Origin of the sequence: Microcoleus sp. CAWBG640, assembly GCF_020883015.1 — a bacterium.
In the GTDB taxonomy this organism is placed as follows: Bacteria; Cyanobacteriota; Cyanobacteriia; order Cyanobacteriales; family Microcoleaceae; genus Microcoleus; species Microcoleus anatoxicus.
In genome coordinates, this window is sequence record NZ_JAHRFC010000011.1 from 95801 (window position 1) to 112023 (window position 16223).

11 protein-coding genes and 1 pseudogene are annotated in these 16223 nt (G+C 45.0%); 7 read left to right on the top strand and 5 right to left on the bottom strand.

Annotation, left to right across the window (positions count from 1 at the left end; all coding sequences use genetic code 11):
• Nucleotides 1-371: 371 nt before the first annotated feature.
• Nucleotides 372-1703, bottom strand: coding sequence for an ATP-binding protein (locus AAFP11_RS08535; RefSeq protein ID WP_341736657.1), 1332 nt, complete (start codon nt 1701-1703; stop codon nt 372-374).
• A 330-nt stretch (nt 1704-2033) separates the two neighbouring features.
• Here AAFP11_RS08535 and AAFP11_RS08540 point away from each other — a divergent pair, with 330 nt between their 5' ends.
• Nucleotides 2034-2900, top strand: coding sequence for an FtsQ-type POTRA domain-containing protein (locus tag AAFP11_RS08540; protein ID WP_341736658.1), 867 nt, complete (start codon nt 2034-2036; stop codon nt 2898-2900).
• Nucleotides 2901-3462: 562 nt separating this feature from the next.
• Nucleotides 3463-4731, top strand: coding sequence for a cell division protein FtsZ (ftsZ, locus tag AAFP11_RS08545; RefSeq protein ID WP_341736659.1), 1269 nt, complete (start codon nt 3463-3465; stop codon nt 4729-4731).
• Nucleotides 4732-4984: 253 nt separating this feature from the next.
• On the opposite strand, the gene AAFP11_RS08550 is transcribed toward ftsZ, so the two are convergent.
• Nucleotides 4985-5749 carry an MBL fold metallo-hydrolase gene (locus tag AAFP11_RS08550; RefSeq protein ID WP_341736660.1) on the bottom strand — a complete coding sequence of 255 codons (765 nt, stop codon included), beginning with the start codon at nt 5747-5749 and terminating at the stop codon, nt 4985-4987.
• Nucleotides 5750-6053: 304 nt separating this feature from the next.
• Here AAFP11_RS08550 and AAFP11_RS08555 point away from each other — a divergent pair, with 304 nt between their 5' ends.
• The 3 genes from AAFP11_RS08555 (at nt 6054) to thiD (ending at nt 11214) form a co-directional block, all read left to right on the top strand.
• Complete coding sequence (locus tag AAFP11_RS08555; RefSeq protein ID WP_341736661.1) at nt 6054-9701, top strand: PAS domain S-box protein; 3648 nt, start codon at nt 6054-6056, stop codon at nt 9699-9701.
• Between the two features lie 125 nt (nt 9702-9826).
• Nucleotides 9827-10234 carry a response regulator gene (locus tag AAFP11_RS08560; protein WP_341736662.1) on the top strand — a complete coding sequence of 136 codons (408 nt, stop codon included), beginning with the start codon at nt 9827-9829 and terminating at the stop codon, nt 10232-10234.
• Nucleotides 10235-10371: 137 nt separating this feature from the next.
• The gene (gene thiD, locus AAFP11_RS08565; protein ID WP_341736663.1) at nt 10372-11214 is read left to right on the top strand and encodes a bifunctional hydroxymethylpyrimidine kinase/phosphomethylpyrimidine kinase; all 843 of its coding nucleotides are present in this window, start codon (nt 10372-10374) and stop codon (nt 11212-11214) included.
• Here the strand turns inward: thiD and dndE are convergent.
• From dndE to AAFP11_RS08580, 3 genes and pseudogenes are all read right to left on the bottom strand, one after another.
• Nucleotides 11211-11612 carry a DNA sulfur modification protein DndE gene (gene dndE / locus AAFP11_RS08570; protein ID WP_341736664.1) on the bottom strand — a complete coding sequence of 134 codons (402 nt, stop codon included), beginning with the start codon at nt 11610-11612 and terminating at the stop codon, nt 11211-11213. The two genes, thiD and dndE, sit on opposite strands and share 4 nt — an antisense overlap.
• 438 nt (nt 11613-12050) lie before the next feature.
• Nucleotides 12051-14048 carry a DNA sulfur modification protein DndD gene (gene dndD, locus AAFP11_RS08575; RefSeq protein WP_341736665.1) on the bottom strand — a complete coding sequence of 666 codons (1998 nt, stop codon included), beginning with the start codon at nt 14046-14048 and terminating at the stop codon, nt 12051-12053.
• Nucleotides 14049-14167: 119 nt separating this feature from the next.
• A pseudogene (locus tag AAFP11_RS08580) lies at nt 14168-14401 on the bottom strand (ADP-ribosylglycohydrolase family protein); the annotation flags it as partial.
• 84 nt (nt 14402-14485) lie between these two features.
• Between AAFP11_RS08580 and minC the strand changes: the two are divergent.
• Nucleotides 14486-15286: a septum site-determining protein MinC gene (gene minC / locus AAFP11_RS08585; protein WP_341736683.1), complete on the top strand. Its 801-nt coding sequence runs from the start codon at nt 14486-14488 to the stop codon at nt 15284-15286.
• 108 nt (nt 15287-15394) lie between these two features.
• The gene (minD, locus tag AAFP11_RS08590; RefSeq protein ID WP_340520546.1) at nt 15395-16201 is read left to right on the top strand and encodes a septum site-determining protein MinD; all 807 of its coding nucleotides are present in this window, start codon (nt 15395-15397) and stop codon (nt 16199-16201) included.
• Nucleotides 16202-16223 lie beyond the last annotated feature (22 nt).

Sequence of the window (16223 nt, forward strand, 5' to 3'; positions counted from 1 at the left end):
GGCTTGAGAGCGGAACGAAGCAATGGTGTAACAGCAGTATTCTCAGTCTTGAATCTGACATCATCTGAGAACTCTCGGAGTTAGCTATTAGTGTCAACGCAGAATTATCTGTAGCAGGCACTCAGCCAAACCAAAGGACACAAAAATTTATGAGATAGGGGATAAGACTATGTGAGGTTAAAAGCAATAGTTAAAACCAGCCCTAGGGGGTCTGACATGGGAACATCCTAGGGCTGCAAATATCTCCTAAAGGATAGAGATTTTAGATGGGAGATTTTATAAGTAAAAAATTGCCCCCTCGATTGCTCCGGGGGCTGGTTCTAGTTTTAATTTCAAATCGGTCCGATCGGGAACAATCTCAAAACTTAAAACTATTTTTGGTGCACTCGCTGTTGCCACTCCTTATATTTTCTAGTTTCTGCTAGGGCTGGATTGATACCAAACCAGCGACCTTCGGGATCGCGATATTCAAAAACAAACATACTTCGCAATAAAATTTGAGACTCTTCTTCACCAGTCACTGTTTGTCGGTTTACGACTTGAAACAACAATTCCCATTCCATATCGTTGACTGCTCCCAACAAGTCGTCGCGATATTCTTGAATGACACTTTCCAAACATTCGCGAGTAAAAGGCGGGTCTTCGTGCTGCAAACAGCTATACAACAGCATCAGTAGATTGCGAACGTGACCGCCACTAATGCGGCAGAGTCTGTCTAAGGTTTCAGGAGAGTCGAACACCTTGGAAATCAAATCGAGGCGTTGGGAAGGAGCAACCTTGGGGAAGGCTCTAGCCAATACGAGCTGGCGTAGTAGGGCCATTCCTTCCGAGTGGTCTTCCCCCGATCGAATTTGTACCGGAACCATCGGCATCACCTTGGGTTTAACTCCAAATCTACTGGCGAGTCTACCGAAGTCATTGGAAAAAATTAAAGTCAGAGGAATAGTGTAGACTACGTGGCAATTGAGTTTTTTCAACTGTTCGCCACGGTCTAAAAAAAGGTATTCTGGCTGGGTGCGTCCGCTGGGTTTGAGACCTCCGTCGAGGCGATCGAGGTTATCAACAATCACTGCGAGTCCTTTTTTACCTTGACGTTTGAGTTCGAGGTTGGCTACATCCAGGAGTTCTTCGTTAATTGACTGCAAGATGCTATTAGTGCGGGGTTCGAGGTATTGTCTAAGCTGCGATCTTAGTTTGGGAGAGTCTTTAGTTTTAGCAGTAACTCTAGCAATCCCTACAGATAACTCTGCTTCTGCGGATAAATCAATGGGAGTCTGCAAAAATTCTGCGACTTCTGCAAACAGATTAGTGAAATAACTTGGTCTGAGTTTAATTTTGGCTGACTCCATCGTTTCGCTGACTTGGCGAGCAATGCTCAGCAAAATATCGCTGATGTCTACGTCACCCATATCTAAATCTTGAGAAGACTCAAAGTAAACGACGTAAAAACCCTCTTGCTCTAGCTCAGCTTTAAGTCGAAACAATTCAGTAGATTTGCCACAACCGATATGTCCTGTAAATAGTTGACAAGTAGGCTGGTCTGGGGAGATACGGGTAATTGTCCGCTGCAAAGATTCAATGATTTTACCGCCCCGTACCGAAGCAAAATCAATGTAGTATTGATAATCTCCTGGGTCGCCCGCGACAAGGGTCTTGCTAGGGTTGCAGGCTTTATAGAATCTGTCTAATTCCAGTGCGATCACAATTGAAGCTAACTAAAAGTTAAATTTCACAGAGAAAGTATATACTTTCAAACTCTAGTTTAGTTTGAATTTTAGCCTTTTGCCATGTGGGGTAATGCCCTCAATGACTCAACAACCTCTGTCTGCTTATCGGCTTTCCTAGGCTTAAATTCTGAATAATTAACTAATTTTTAGGGGCAAACTGAATCGGTAATCTTACGGAGCCGAACGTGAATTTGGGTAATTTTGCGGGGATCTGCTTAAATAGTAGGGGACAATCAGGCGACTTGAGAAAAATTCAAGAGTTTTGAATTGTCACTACTTTATAATTACCAATTTGTCAAGAGGTAGATGGCTAGTTTTGCATCAGTGTCAGAAACAGAGTTAGGGCACAGGCGCCAACAGTTGCAGCGGCTTCGTCGCGCTCGATTGGCGACTGTGGTGTGGCAAATGCTGGCTGCCTGTGGGATGGCTGGGGGTCTAGTGTGGTGGATAGCCCAGCCGACTTGGTTGATTGCTCGATCGGAACAAGTGAAGGTGGAGGGGAATCATTGGCTTTCGGACAAGGCAGTCCGGTCTTTGATGCCACTTTCTTACCCCCAGTCTCTGTGGGGGATTCAACCACAAGCCCTAGCTTCTAAACTTGAAGCCACCGGCCCGATCGCCAAAGCCAAGGTGACTCGCAACCTATTTCCGCCAAGTTTGACCGTAGAAGTGGCAGAACGGCTGCCAGTGGCAGTGGCCCAACCGAGGGCGGTGACTACCGCTGGCAGGGACAAGCAAAAAGTAGGGTGGCTGGATGCTAGGGGAGGTTGGATGCCCTTTGACAGCTATACTACTGACAAACAATCCCAAAGTAGCTCCCTGGGCAACAACAGTCAGGAAACACAGTCTCAGCGTTCTTTGCCAAGTTTAAAAGTCATCGGAGACTGGGAAGTCTATCGCGCCGAATGGCCGGAGTTTTACCAAGGGTTCAGCACTTTGGCGTTGAAAGTGTTTGAAATAGACTGGCAAGACCCGAATAACTTGATCCTGAAAACAGAGATTGGAACTGTACACCTAGGCCCCCATAGTTCCAGAACCATGGAGCAACTGAAAGTTTTAGACCGGATGCGACAATTGCCAAAACAGCTAGATGCAAGCAAAATAGCCTACATTGACTTGAAAAATCCGGCTTTTCCCGTCGTCCACCGAACCTCCATCCTCCGCAGTTGGTGAAAACTCAAGTCCCTCACCAACTCGCCTGCAGAATTAAGCTTCACCATCGCCCTGCTGAGACAGCCCCAGGGAGAAGTCAAGCAAAAATAATCAATCGAAAGATTTCGATGGATTTAACTCTCGGCTAGTTCCTAGACCAAATCCAGGCTTGCGAATATTTAGCCTTGCTTGCGCTAGTTTTTTGCGCAACTTAGCCTATAGTTGATTGTAAATTAGTGCTTAGCTAAAAAGCTGTAAAGTTCATACTCCTGGGATCTCTACTGACAACCAAGGCGCGCGCTAACCATACCGGAGAAATCCGGCGGGGAGAAATCCCCAAATCAAACGCCCTACCGAGGCGGATCTTTTGAGAATAATATCGGTAGTCTCTATCCTGCAATGTCAGCAGGTATGCCAAGGAGTTTCACCACTTTTGAGGCGCAACGGTTCCCTCACCGACCACAGGAATAGTTATGTCACCCTTACCATGCTTTCCTTTTCCTCTCATCGCCGCTCGGCTGAGCGCTCACGTCGAAGCCAAACTGAGTAAAGCATTGGCGGGAGTCTCCAAGGAGGAAGAGAGATGACCCTGAATCCTAAACAGGGGTCTGGCGAAGACAGTCCCCCTTCCGAAGAAGTCAAAAATTTTCCGGTGGCCTACGATTCCACCAATCCATTTAGACGCAAGTCTGGTTATGTAAATGTAGATAGTATTGATATCGATCCTATGGTCAATCCCAAAGAAATCATGCCCAGTAGTGCAGCCAAAATCAAAGTAATTGGCGTCGGCGGGGGTGGGGGCAATGCCGTTAACCGCATGATTGCTAGCGAGGTTTCGGGCGTAGAATTTTGGTGCGTGAATACTGATTCCCAAGCTCTAGTTCTATCCAACGCACCCAAACGCTTGCAAGTAGGACAAAAGCTGACTCGCGGTTTGGGTGCAGGAGGCAATCCTGCCATCGGTCAAAAGGCTGCTGAGGAATCTCGCGACGAAGTGGCCAATGCGTTAAATCACGCAGATTTGGTGTTTATCACCGCAGGTATGGGCGGCGGTACGGGTACGGGCGCGGCACCGATTGTGGCTGAGGTTGCTAAGGAAATGGGCGCTTTGACTGTGGGGATAGTCACCCGACCTTTTACTTTTGAGGGGCGGCGTCGTACCAGTCAAGCTGAGGAAGGCATCGCAGAGTTGAAAAGCCGAGTTGATACCCTGATCGTGATTCCCAACGATAAGCTGTTGTCGGTGATTTCCGAACAAATGCCTGTGCAAGAGGCTTTTCGAGTTGCTGACGATATCCTGCGCCAAGGGGTTCAGGGTATTTCTGATATTATTACTATTCCAGGTTTGGTAAACGTTGACTTTGCTGACGTGCGGGCTGTCATGGCTGATGCAGGTTCGGCGCTGATGGGTATTGGCGTGGGTTCTGGCAAGTCGCGGGCTAGGGAAGCGGCGATGCAGGCGATTTCTTCGCCGTTGCTGGAAGCTTCTTCTATAGAGGGCGCTAGAGGTGTAGTGTTTAACATTACTGGCGGTACTGATATGACCTTGCACGAGGTCAATGCGGCGGCCGAAACCATTTACGAGGTGGTCGATCCCAATGCCAATATTATATTTGGCGCGGTGATTGACGAGCGGCTTCAGGGCGAAATTAAGATTACTGTGATCGCTACTGGTTTTTCGGGGGAAATTCCAGCGCAGCAGCCGGTGAGTAGGACGCAAAATGCTAATGCTCCTTGGCGGGCTGCTACTGTTCAGGTGGCTCCGGCTCAATCGACGCCTGACCCGAAACAGCAACAGGATTCGGCATTGGATATTCCGGCTTTTTTGCGCAAGCGACTGCCACCAAGATGATTTGGGATTTGGGATTTGGGATTTGAGCTAGTACCTAGCTAGCTATTAAATAGACAAGGTGGTACACTTATAGACAAATCTACGATGTACCATTTTGTTCAAACCCTGCGCGATTCCCAAAAAAGCTTGGATTCTCAGTAAAGACACTCGCTTTCGCAGGGATGTTTCGGGGAAGTTACCAGCCAAACGCACCCTGTCGGGTCATCGGTGAAATCCAGTGTTGAGGTCGAACAATAATCTTAAATCTTAAATCTTAAATTTCTAGGGTTTGACCTGGTTCGGGTTCGAGAAATTGGGTTGTAAGTCCTGAATTTGTCAGTAAGTCCCGAAATTCGGCGATGCTGCCGATCGATCGCACCAACATTGGTAAAATACCCGTGGCTCGGATGTCTCCCATAGTTGTAGGTAGGAAAAACCTAGGCTTTAGGGCTTGGGCGAGGCTCAGGGCACCCGATGGCCCGATGATGATTTGTCCGAGGAATGGGAAAATTTGACCGATGACAGGGGCGATCGCTACGTCTACTGTCTCTATTTTTTGTTTAACTTTTTCTAAGTTTGGTAAGTGTGGTTCGTAGTAGAGTGTTTCGCCACTGGTTAAGTCTTTGAGCAAATAACCGTTTTCTTCCTGTCCCGGCTGGATTTCAGCTCCGGGAACTGCGGTTATTTGTAACTTTTCTTGATAATTAAATTCTTGCCAATTTGCTAAAGATGTGATATTTGTATAGCCTAAACTGCTGAGAACTTTGGCGGCGGTGGGAGATGCGATCGCAGGAATTGTGCGATCGAGCCGTTCGAGAGTAGGTTTGTGGCAGTGGTCGTCTAATCCTTGGGAAATCAACAACAAGTCGATGGGCGGTAAGGTGTCGGGAGTGAAAGCAACAGGCGTGTTGTGGTAGGCAGTGAACAGCCAGGGTTGACCGTAAAATACGAGGGGATCGACCAGCCAGGGATCGACCAGGATAGTTTTGTCTGCTAGGTGAAAAATCCAAGAATTGAGGTCAATTCGGGTGAGTTTCATGGCTGTTTTAAATAATACTTTACAATTCTTTCAATCATAGCAATTTAGTTGCGATTTTAAGAGGGGGCAGAGCCAGACCATCCCATCCTGAAAGGGAAGCAACCAAAAATCAGTCTGGGATGCTCTAGAAACAAATCATCGTAACGGGCTAGAATTTATACACTAACAAGATGCCCTACGGCTCTTTTAGGGCGATGGATTTTAAATTTTAGATTTTAGATTTTAGATTTTAGGATAAATCCCAGGGATAAATCTGGGGAGTTCTTATGGGATATAAAGCCTGGGGTTTATAGGAGAATTTTCAATGAGCGATTGTGAAAAAACTAAAGAACAACTTATGGATGAATTAGAAGCATTGCGAGCGGAATTAGCGACTCTCAAAAGCCTGAGATCGCCTCGTGAACAGCATAAACTCATAGTGGATGATGCGGCTTGCGATCGGCAAATCAGTTTACCTGAGTTACTGAATGCCCTCCAAAAGCTAATCCACGAACAAACATCCTACCTGAACAATATTAACGCTCACCTCCATGAAGAAATCGCAGAGCGTAAACTGCTAGAAAAAAAACTAGCCTACTCGGAAAATAAAATTAGGTCTATATTGGAAGCGATGACTGACGTGATCCTGATCGTGAATCTCCAAGGTGAGGATCTAAACAGTATCGAAATTGCTCCCATGAATAATCAAGCCCTTGATGCTGTCCGTAGTGAGATAGTGAATCAGACGATTAATCGCTTTTTTCAAGAATCATTGAATAGCGATTGGCTGCAACGAGTGCGACAAGTAGCGACAAGTAGAAAAACCGATCGCTTAGACTACTCTGTGTCTGTAGGAAGTCAGTTGTTATGGTTTTCAGCAATGATTTCTCCCATCAATGAGACAGCGGTAACTTGGGTGGCAAGAGATATTAGCGAGCGTAAACTAGCAGAAGCAAAACTCCAACAACTGAATACAGAACTAGAACAAAGAATTTTAGAACGCACCATCGCTTTACGACAGAGCGAAGCCCATTTACAAGAAGCACAAAAATTTGCCAAATTAGGGAGTTGGGAATTTGATGTATTCACAAACCAAGTTATTTGGTCTCCTGAAATATATCAAATCTATGGACTCGATACCCAGGATGCAGAATTCACTCCTGAACAAGTCTGGCACAAATTTTCTCCAGAGGATCGAGAACGTCTTAAGAATCATCTAAAAAATGCTATTCAGTGCCGACAATCCTATGCAACTGACTTAAAATTTATGCGGGCAGATGGTTCTTGTGGTTATATTTTTGCAAAAGGAGAACCTATTTGTAATGAGAGGGGAGAAGTTGTAAGAATTGTTGGCATTATGATAGATATCACCGAACGCAAACAATCAGAAATTATGCTGATCAATGCGGAAAAACGTTGGAAATTTGTTTTTGATAACGTGCAATTAGTGGTGGTGGAATTTGACATTAATGGTGTGATTAAGTATATCAATCCTTTTTTTTTAAATCTAACAGATTATACCGAAGCAGAAGTTTTAGGTCGGCTATGGCTGGAAACCTTTGTGCCTTGTGCTGATTGGCAACAATTTGAAAATGTGTTTTCAGAAAAATTAGGTTCTCAGAATCATTATTATTATGAAAATCGAATTTTAACAAAAGCAGGAAGTGAAAGATTTATTGTTGGGAATAATACTGTTTTAAAAGACTCATCCGGAAATACGATCGGTATCTTTAGTATTGGTGAAGATATTACCGAGCGGAAACGGATTGAAGAGGCACTACGAGAAAGTGAAGAGAGTTTACAGATAGCTCAGCGGGTGGCTCATGTTGGGAGTTGGGATTATAATATTTCCACGAACAAAATTAAATGGTCAGAAGAAATGTTTAGGATTTTTGGTAGAGATTTAGTCCAATCAGAACCAAGTTATCAAGAGTTTTTACAAATAATTTATTTAGAAGACCGCGAAAAATTAGACCGCCTGGTCACGCAGGCGATAGTGACAGGAGAACCCTATGAAATAGAGCATAGAATAATCCGTAAAGATGGTTCAATTAGATATTTACTGGGACGGGGAGAAGCACAACTAGATGCCGAAGGTAATACGATTGGACTCTATGGAACGGCACTAGATATTACCGAGCGCAAAGCAACGGAAACAGCGTTGCAAGAGTCAAAACAACAATACCAAACGCTTGTTGAAAATTCTCCCAATATTATAGAACGCTTCGATACGGAATTACGACATCTTTATGTCAGCCCGTCCTTGACAAAAATCACTGGGATTTCAGCGGAGGTATTTTTGGGGAAAACTTGTCGTGAATTGGGATTCCCAGAAGCGATGATTAATACTTGGGAAACTGCGGCGGAGACTTTGTTGACAACAGGGAAAAAACAGACTATTGAGTTTGAGACACTAACACTCAATGGCACCCGTTCCTTTGAGATGGAAATGGCTCCTGAACTGACAAGTCAAGGTATAATTGAGTCAATTGTCTGCATTTCTAGGGATGTCACCGATCGCAAACAAGCTGAAAAAGCACTGCGGGATAGCCAGCATTTGATTCAGAGAATTACAGACACTAATCCCAATCTCCTGTATATTTACGACTTGCTCGAACAACGCAATATTTATGCAAATCGTTCTGTAGCGGAAATGCTGGGCTATGGTACTGAAACTATTAAGTTGATGGGAGCCAATTTGTTGCCCACGATTTGTCATCCAGAGGATTTACCCATGGTATATGAGGCGATGCAAAAGTGCGCTACCCTCAAAGATAATGAGTTTGTGGAAATCGATTATCGTGTCAGAAATGCTCGGGGTGAATGGCGGTGGCTGCACAGCCGAGATACAGTATTTATGAGAACTGCTAACGGTGAGGTTAAACAAACTTTTGGTACTTCAGCAGATATTACCGATCGCAAACTTGCAGAAGAAACTCTTCAAAGAGTTAATCAAGAATTGCAAGAACGAGTTGCCGAACTCAAGCAAAGAAATGCTGAGATGTTTCTGCTCAATGGGATTGGCGATTACTTACAATCTTGTTTAACAGTGGCGGAAGCTTGCGCTACAATCGGCACCCTATCCCAACCCTTATTTCCTGAAAGTGGTGGGGCTATTTTTATGATGACCAACTCGCGGGATCTGTTAGAAATGGTAACATCCTGGGGGAATCCGCTGTATTCTGAAACCATATTTGTTCCCAAGGATTGTTGGGCTCTGCGACGGGGGAGACTGCATTGGATTGGTGACGAGCGACACGATCTATTCTGCAACCATATTGACCACCAACATCCCCCTGTAGAGTCTCTTTGTATGCCGATGATTGCCCAAGGGGAGACCATAGGGTTACTGTATTTGTGTGCTTCAAAACCACATCAAATGACTGAAAATAGGCAACTATTAGCACGGAGAGTAGCAGAACAGTTGGGATTGGCGATCGCCAATATTACCCTTAGAGAAAAATTAGTCAATCAAAGCATCCGCGATGCTCTAACAGGCTTGTTCAATCGCCGCTATCTGGAAGAATTTCTCACTAAAGAAATCCCTAGAGCAGACCGCAATCAATATAGTGTGGGTATGATCATGCTCGATCTCGATCGCTTCAGGGAATTTAATAACACCTTGGGTCATGATGCAGGAGATTTAGTGTTGAAAGAAATCGGTAAACTGCTAAATAATATGATTAGAGCTTCCGATGTTGCTTGTCGCTATGGTGGTGAAGAAATGACCATAATTTTGCCAGAAGCTTCTCTGGAAGGGACTTATCAAAAAGCCGAAGAAATCAGAAAGGCGATCGAAAAATTACAACTCAATTATCAAGGAAAAAAGATGACATCTATAACCGCTTCGTTGGGAGTAGCCTCCTACCCCGATCGAGGTAAGACTGGTTTTGCGGTGATTCAGGCTGCGGATGCTGCGCTGTATCGAGCCAAGGCTGCTGGACGCAATCAGGTGATTGTTGCCGATCGATAAGCCTGGAAGATAAATCTAACATACTCCTGTTTAGAGCCTGACTCAAAATAATCTACCAAAGTCACCTAGCAAATAGACAAACTGATACAATCGTGATGAGTAAATTAATTAAGGAGATGCTAGATATGGAAAAAACAAATACTATTTCTGATGTTCATGGGACAAAAGCTGTCATTTTATTGGCAGAGGATAATGAAGCAAATATTGAAACTTTTTGTTCGTATCTGAGTGCTTTTGGCTATGAAATTATTATCGCCAATAATGGTAAGGAAGCGATCGAAATTGCTACCACAGCCACTCTTGACTTAATTCTCATGGATATTCAAATGCCAATTATGGATGGTTTTGAAGCTATCTTAACCTTGCGTAAAGAACCAAAATTAGATAGAGTTCCTATTGTGGCACTCACAGCCCTAGCACTGGTAGGCGATCGCGAGAGATGTTTGGCTGCTGGTGCTAATGAATATTTGTCTAAACCAGTTAAAATGAAATTATTAGTAACTACTATCCGAGAATTGTTAGGAGAAATTTAAACGGGGATTGGCTAGTGTTGTCAGCTAATTTTTGTGGGTTTGCTTTCCTGGGCGAAAACATTAGGTATGTTCAGGGATTTTCAAAGCTGGTTGTCGATACGAGCGATAAATTTTTCCCAGTAGGAGTCAAATAAATCATGGTAAGTGAAAAATCTCGGATTCCTGTAGCTTTGACGATCGCAGGTTCTGATAGTGGCGGTGGGGCTGGGATTCAGGCGGATTTGCGGACTTTTGCCTTTCATTGCGTGCACGGTACGAGTGCTTTGACTTGCGTTACTGCTCAAAATACGTTGGGGGTGACGCGGGTGGATGCTTTGTCTGCTGAGGCTGTCATCGCTCAAATTCAGGCGGTGGTTGGGGATATTGGGGTGGATGCTGTGAAGACTGGGATGCTGTTAAACCGCGAAATTATGGCGGCGGTAGCTTCCGAGGTGGAGAGTTTTCAGATCCAGAATTTGGTTGTCGATCCGGTAATGGTATCCCGATCGGGCGATCGATTGATTGACGATGAGGCGATCGCCTATTTGCAAAATATTTTGATTCCCATGGCTGCTGTGGTGACTCCCAATCGGTTTGAGGCGACTATTTTGAGCAATTTAGAGATTAATTCTGTGGATGATATGCGATCGGCGGCCCAGAAAATTCATAGTTTAGGGGCGAAGGCGGTGTTGGTGAAAGGTGGGGGGATGAAAGGGGAGTTACGGGGAGTTGATGTTTGGTTTGATGGTAGGGGCTCCGAGGTTTTAAAGGCCGAGACTGTTGATACTCAGAATACTCACGGGACAGGATGTACTTTAAGTGCTGCGATCGCCGCCAATCTAGCATTAGGCAAAGATTTATTCACAGCAGTTACCTTCGCTAAACATTATGTGACCCATGCTCTCCAATATGCTTTAGATATTGGAGAAGGTCAAGGTCCAGTAGGTCATTTTTTCCCGCTGTTGAAGTCAGAAGTCTCTCCACAGTCTACAATCAGTTAATTTCTTAATTTTTCTGGCGATAGGGCGATCGTAATTAAATTTTCTATTTTTTTAATATTCGGATCGCCAGCTAAATAACCGATCCCACGGTGCAAGTGGAGGCGAAACTGTTTAGCGAGAGTATCTTTTTCTGTACCTAAGTTGTCATTGTGACAGCGCTGCTTCAGAGCAATTATCAAGATATCAGCCATGTCGCCACCAAAAACATCCCAACTTAATTCGACATTGCTGTCGCTAGGAATCGGTACGGGAGATGGGATGCTCGGCTCGGCTAGCGATCGGCAAAAACCCCACCGACATAGGATGTTCCACTGGTCAATTTTGGTTGCTCGTTTCAGTTTTGATAGTTGGTCTTTCCCTGTTTGGGAGAGGCGGATGCGATCGACTGGTGGTTCCATAGGTTGATGATTTTTTGATCTGTTGTATGATTGTTAATATTGAGCCGGCACAGCCTCTAGATAGGCTTTTCAAAAGGGTGCATCTCAATGAGTGCAAATATCTTCGTAGGCGAAGCATGACCGCTGTAAATCTCTGGTTATCACTAATAAATTGTCTGCGGTCATGCTTCGCCTATGCAAAGTCGGGATGCTCCCTTTCAAAACTCAGGTTGTCAACCAAAATTCACGAACAAAATTCACCACAAAATTTACATTTTTTTACACGGCGCTAGGTTGATATATACAGGGTTTTCTGCTATTGTGATTATATAAGGATAAATCCTACATAATGGGATGGTGGAAAAAATAAAATTTTCGCAACCATCCCATTATCCTATATATAGTACCGCAACCCCAGGGCAAAGTCAAGGGGTTGCGTCTATTTTTTAGGGCGAATTTTTATGTCCAAAAGTAACCAGTTTCGACGGTGGTTTGGCGTTTGGCGGAATCATATTTAAGGATGTAGCTGTGGGCGATCGCCTCTAATTCTTGCAGCTTATCATATTCTGTTTTGCCAATTTCTGTATCTGTTGATAGTAGGATGACTTGGTGGCTGGCTGAGGGGAAATAGCGTTCGACTAGGTTGTTGCGATGGGAGGAGTCGAGGCGGCCTAGGGGAGTGTCGATGGCGACTGGTAATTGTCTCCCGGATACCCTGGCTAATCCCCACAAAAAGGCGATCGCCAGCAGTTGTTTTTCTCCTGCTGACAGTCGGTGTTTCGGTACTTGTTTCCCTTCGGTGTCGTAGATGGAAAGGCTAAAGGTTTGGGTATCTATGGCTACTCTATGTACCAAGTCGGTTTTGTGCAGCAGGTAACGGAAACATTCGGTGATTTCTACTTCGAGTTTATTGAGCTTTTTGAGGGTGAGTTTTTCTTTGAATTGTTTGAGGGTGGCTTGGGCTTTGGCGATGGATGCGATGATGTGTTGGCTGTTTCTGATGGTGATGTATTCGCTGCTGTAGTTTTCTAATTCTTTTTTGGCTTGGGTTAATTCCCTGTCTAATTCTTCGATGTAGCGGTTAACCGATTCCAAGTCGGCGGCTGCATTAGCCACTGCTTGTTGCGTGTTTTTTACCTCTATTTCTAGTTGTTTGTAGGCTTCGGGAGAAGCTGCGGTGGCTAATTGTCTGTCTGTAAAGTCGATTTCTGTTTCGATATTTTGGATTTTTTCTATTGTTTCAGTGGCTGTGGTTTGCTGGAATTGGATTTGGTAGTTGAGGATATTTTCTAGTTGCTGGATGTTGTCATCATCCGCAGCTAACCAGGGCGGGGTATCGGAGCCAATTTGCTGTTCTAGTTGTCTATTTTCTTGGTGGATGAAGTCTTGTATTTTGTCTAGTTGTTCGGGGTTCAATGAAATTTCAGCGATGTAGTTGAGGAGACGATCGCTTTTTTCTTTGATAATATTTTGGGCAATTTTGGCTCGCTGCTGGCTGGCTTCTGTTTCTGCTTGGGTTTTGGCTTGGCTGAGTAGGGGGGAAATTAGGGCTAAGGGGAGGGTATTTGATGCTAGTTCAATCATCGCTTCACGGGATTTTTCAGCAGCAGCTCTGTAGTCGTTTAGTTGTCTGTCTAGTTGGCTGCGATCGGCTGCGATTTTCCCACCTTCGTAAATAAACTTATCTGATGCTTGTTGCTGATTTTTTTGAGCTTGCTCTAACTTGTTTTTTAAGTTAGCTGCATCTTGCTCGGCATCGGTCTTTTTATCAGTAATTTTATTTAATTTTTCTTCAATTTGTTCTAAAGCTGCCAAGTCTTTTTTGCCGGACATTTCTTTACGTTTGCGGCTGGCTAATATTTCTAAGTCAACGGCGAGGCGTTCGGCTAATTCTAAACCTAAAAGAGATTTAATTGCGCCCACTACAAATTCTGGTGGAGTTTCGAGTTCCGCTAGTTCTTTTACTTGTTCGCCATCAAAAAGAAACAGGTTAGATATGCCGACTGGTAGCATGGTTTCGATGTATTCATCCCAGGTGTTGCTCAGGGCTTTGTCTGCCCACCAATCGGTAACAAATTCGCTATATATGAGAATACTTAGGTTGTCTTTTGTATCGGTTTTTTTCCAGTATCTAACTATTTTAAATTTGGTTAATTTGTCATCTTGAATTTGTTCAAATATTAATTCAACCCTGGTATCGTCTAAGGGTGGAGTGTGGCGATTGACTGATTGATTGAGGAAGTCGCTGTAGCTTAAATTGCCTCTGGTGGAACATTGAGCTCTGCCGCCGTAGAGGGCGAGGCGAATTGCATCCATGAGGGTAGTTTTGCCACCGCCATTCATGCCCCCAAATAGGACTATGGGGCATGGATTACCGTCTTTTTCGGGGCGGAGATTGATGGTTTGAGTGCCTGCATAGGGACCGAAGTTTTTGAGGACGAGTTCGAGGAATTGCATTGTAGATGTTGTTGAGATGGGTGGAGAATTCTAAGTGCGATCGGCAGTCTCAAATGACGCAAGTCCTAATGATATCATTTTGTATAGGGGCAATCGCCGCTTAACGATCGCTCAGATGGCTAAGGGGTCAAAAGCCGATCGCCAAAATCTGCAATTAAATTACGATGGACTAATTGCGATCGCCATTTTTCCGGGAGGCCACCTTCACCATAAAAAGCCCCAGCCAACTGTCCGTAAACCGCACCAGTCGTATCAGCATCATCACCCAAATTCACAGCTAACAAGCACCCTTGAGCAAAAGAATCACTGTTATAAAACGCCCAAAGCGCCGCCTCCCAAGACTTGACAACATAACCCGTACCTTTAACTAATGACTAATGACCGATCGAGCTAAGATTGATCGTAACTTGTCCCTACCCGAACTCAGACCCGTTCCCATGATACCCGATGCCTTTCCCGGAGCCACTTCCGCCCCCGACTCTCAAGGGACACCTGAAGTCAGCCTCGATATGCAAGTCCGTCTGAAAACTGAAGATGGACAGCTACTGCTGCTGTTACCCTCAGAAACTAACACCAGTGAAACACCCACCGTCTCCGCCTCTAGTTGGACTGAAATTTGGCAACAGTTAAAGGTGAGGCTGAATGCAGGAGAACGCTTTTGGCAGGCGAATGCCGAAGTACAATTGATGGCGAGCGATCGACTTTTGGATATTCGCCAACTGCAAGAAATCGCCGAAGCCCTATCGGAAGTAGAACTTCAACTCAAACGAGTCCACACTAGCCGCCGTCAAACTGCGGTTGCCGCCGCCACTGTCGGGTATTGTGTAGAACAGCAGCCTCCTGTTTCATCCCTGAGTAAAGCCCCCACGGACAAACCGCAATCCCTGGCGGAACCTTTATATTTGCAGATGACGGTGCGATCGGGCGTAGAAATTCGCCATCCGGGTACCGTCGTACTTTTGGGAGATGTGAATCCAGGTGGTTCAGTCATCGCTGGGGGCGATATCCTAGTTTGGGGGCGTTTGCGGGGGATTGTTCATGCTGGTGCTGGCGGCAATACCAAAAGTGTGATTATGACCTTGCAGATGGAACCGATGGTGATTAGGATTGCTAAGTATGTTGCCAGAGGTCCAGAAGCTTCGCCGGCTCAGTTTTTCCCGGAAGTCGCCTATGTGACAGATAAAGGGATTAGGATTGGCAGAGCTTCTGATTTTGACAAATCTCTTTTAATTGGTTAGTTGTTATTGGTTGGTTGTTATTGGTTATTTGTTACCAATGCGCCATGCTCCATGCCCCATGCCCCATACCTAACGCCCAGTCTATAAATCTCAAATCTAAAATCGCTTATGGCTCGCATTATTGTTGTTACATCAGGGAAAGGCGGAGTTGGTAAAACCACCTCCACTGCTAATCTTGGTATGGCTTTAGCTAAGCGGGGGCGCAGCGTTGCGGTGATTGATGCCGATTTTGGCCTCAGAAACTTAGACTTGCTGCTGGGCTTAGAAAATCGCATTGTTTATACTGCACTGGAAGTGCTGGCTGGAGAGTGTCGCTTAGAGCAAGCTTTGGTGAAAGATAAGCGTCAGCCACGTTTGGTATTGTTGCCGGCGGCCCAAACTCGCATGAAAGATGCCATTAGTGCCGAGCAAATGAAGCAACTTGTGGGGATGTTGGGGACAAAATATGATTATATTTTAATTGATTCTCCTGCGGGCATTGAACAGGGTTTTCAAAATGCGATCGCCCCGGCTACTGAAGGTGTGATTGTGACTACTCCAGAAATCGCTGCTGTCAGAGATGCCGATCGAGTTATCGGTTTGCTGGAAGCTAATAATGTCAAGAAAATCAACCTGATCGTCAACCGGATCAGACCGGCAATGGTACTCGCCAATGATATGATGTCGGTGCAAGACGTGCGGGAAATCCTCGCCATTCCGCTGCTGGGCGTAGTCCCTGACGATGAGCGCGTCATTGTTTCCACCAACCGAGGAGAACCATTAGTTTTGTCCGAAACAGCTTCTTTGGCTGGAACCGCTTTTGACAATATTGCTCGTCGCTTGGAAGGGGAAAAAGTCGATTTTCTCGATCTCAATCCTCGTCCCGAAACCTTTTTTAGTCGCCTCCGCAAATTCTTCAATACTAAAATTATTTAATCTGCGGCCCCTAGGGGCGATC

Bases quoted from the DNA above. Each gene is read 5' to 3' on its own strand.
- AAFP11_RS08555 (WP_341736661.1), top strand. From the start codon at position 6,054: ATGAGCGATTGTGAAAAAACTAAAGAACAACTTATGGATGAATTAGAA.
- minD (WP_340520546.1), top strand. From the start codon at position 15,395: ATGGCTCGCATTATTGTTGTTACATCAGGGAAAGGCGGAGTTGGTAAA.
- ftsZ (WP_341736659.1), top strand. From the start codon at position 3,463: ATGACCCTGAATCCTAAACAGGGGTCTGGCGAAGACAGTCCCCCTTCC.
- AAFP11_RS08550 (WP_341736660.1), bottom strand. From the start codon at position 5,749: ATGAAACTCACCCGAATTGACCTCAATTCTTGGATTTTTCACCTAGCA.
- minC (WP_341736683.1), top strand. From the start codon at position 14,486: ATGATACCCGATGCCTTTCCCGGAGCCACTTCCGCCCCCGACTCTCAA.
- AAFP11_RS08540 (WP_341736658.1), top strand. From the start codon at position 2,034: ATGGCTAGTTTTGCATCAGTGTCAGAAACAGAGTTAGGGCACAGGCGC.
- dndD (WP_341736665.1), bottom strand. From the start codon at position 14,048: ATGCAATTCCTCGAACTCGTCCTCAAAAACTTCGGTCCCTATGCAGGC.
- AAFP11_RS08560 (WP_341736662.1), top strand. From the start codon at position 9,827: ATGGAAAAAACAAATACTATTTCTGATGTTCATGGGACAAAAGCTGTC.
- dndE (WP_341736664.1), bottom strand. From the start codon at position 11,612: ATGGAACCACCAGTCGATCGCATCCGCCTCTCCCAAACAGGGAAAGAC.
- thiD (WP_341736663.1), top strand. From the start codon at position 10,372: ATGGTAAGTGAAAAATCTCGGATTCCTGTAGCTTTGACGATCGCAGGT.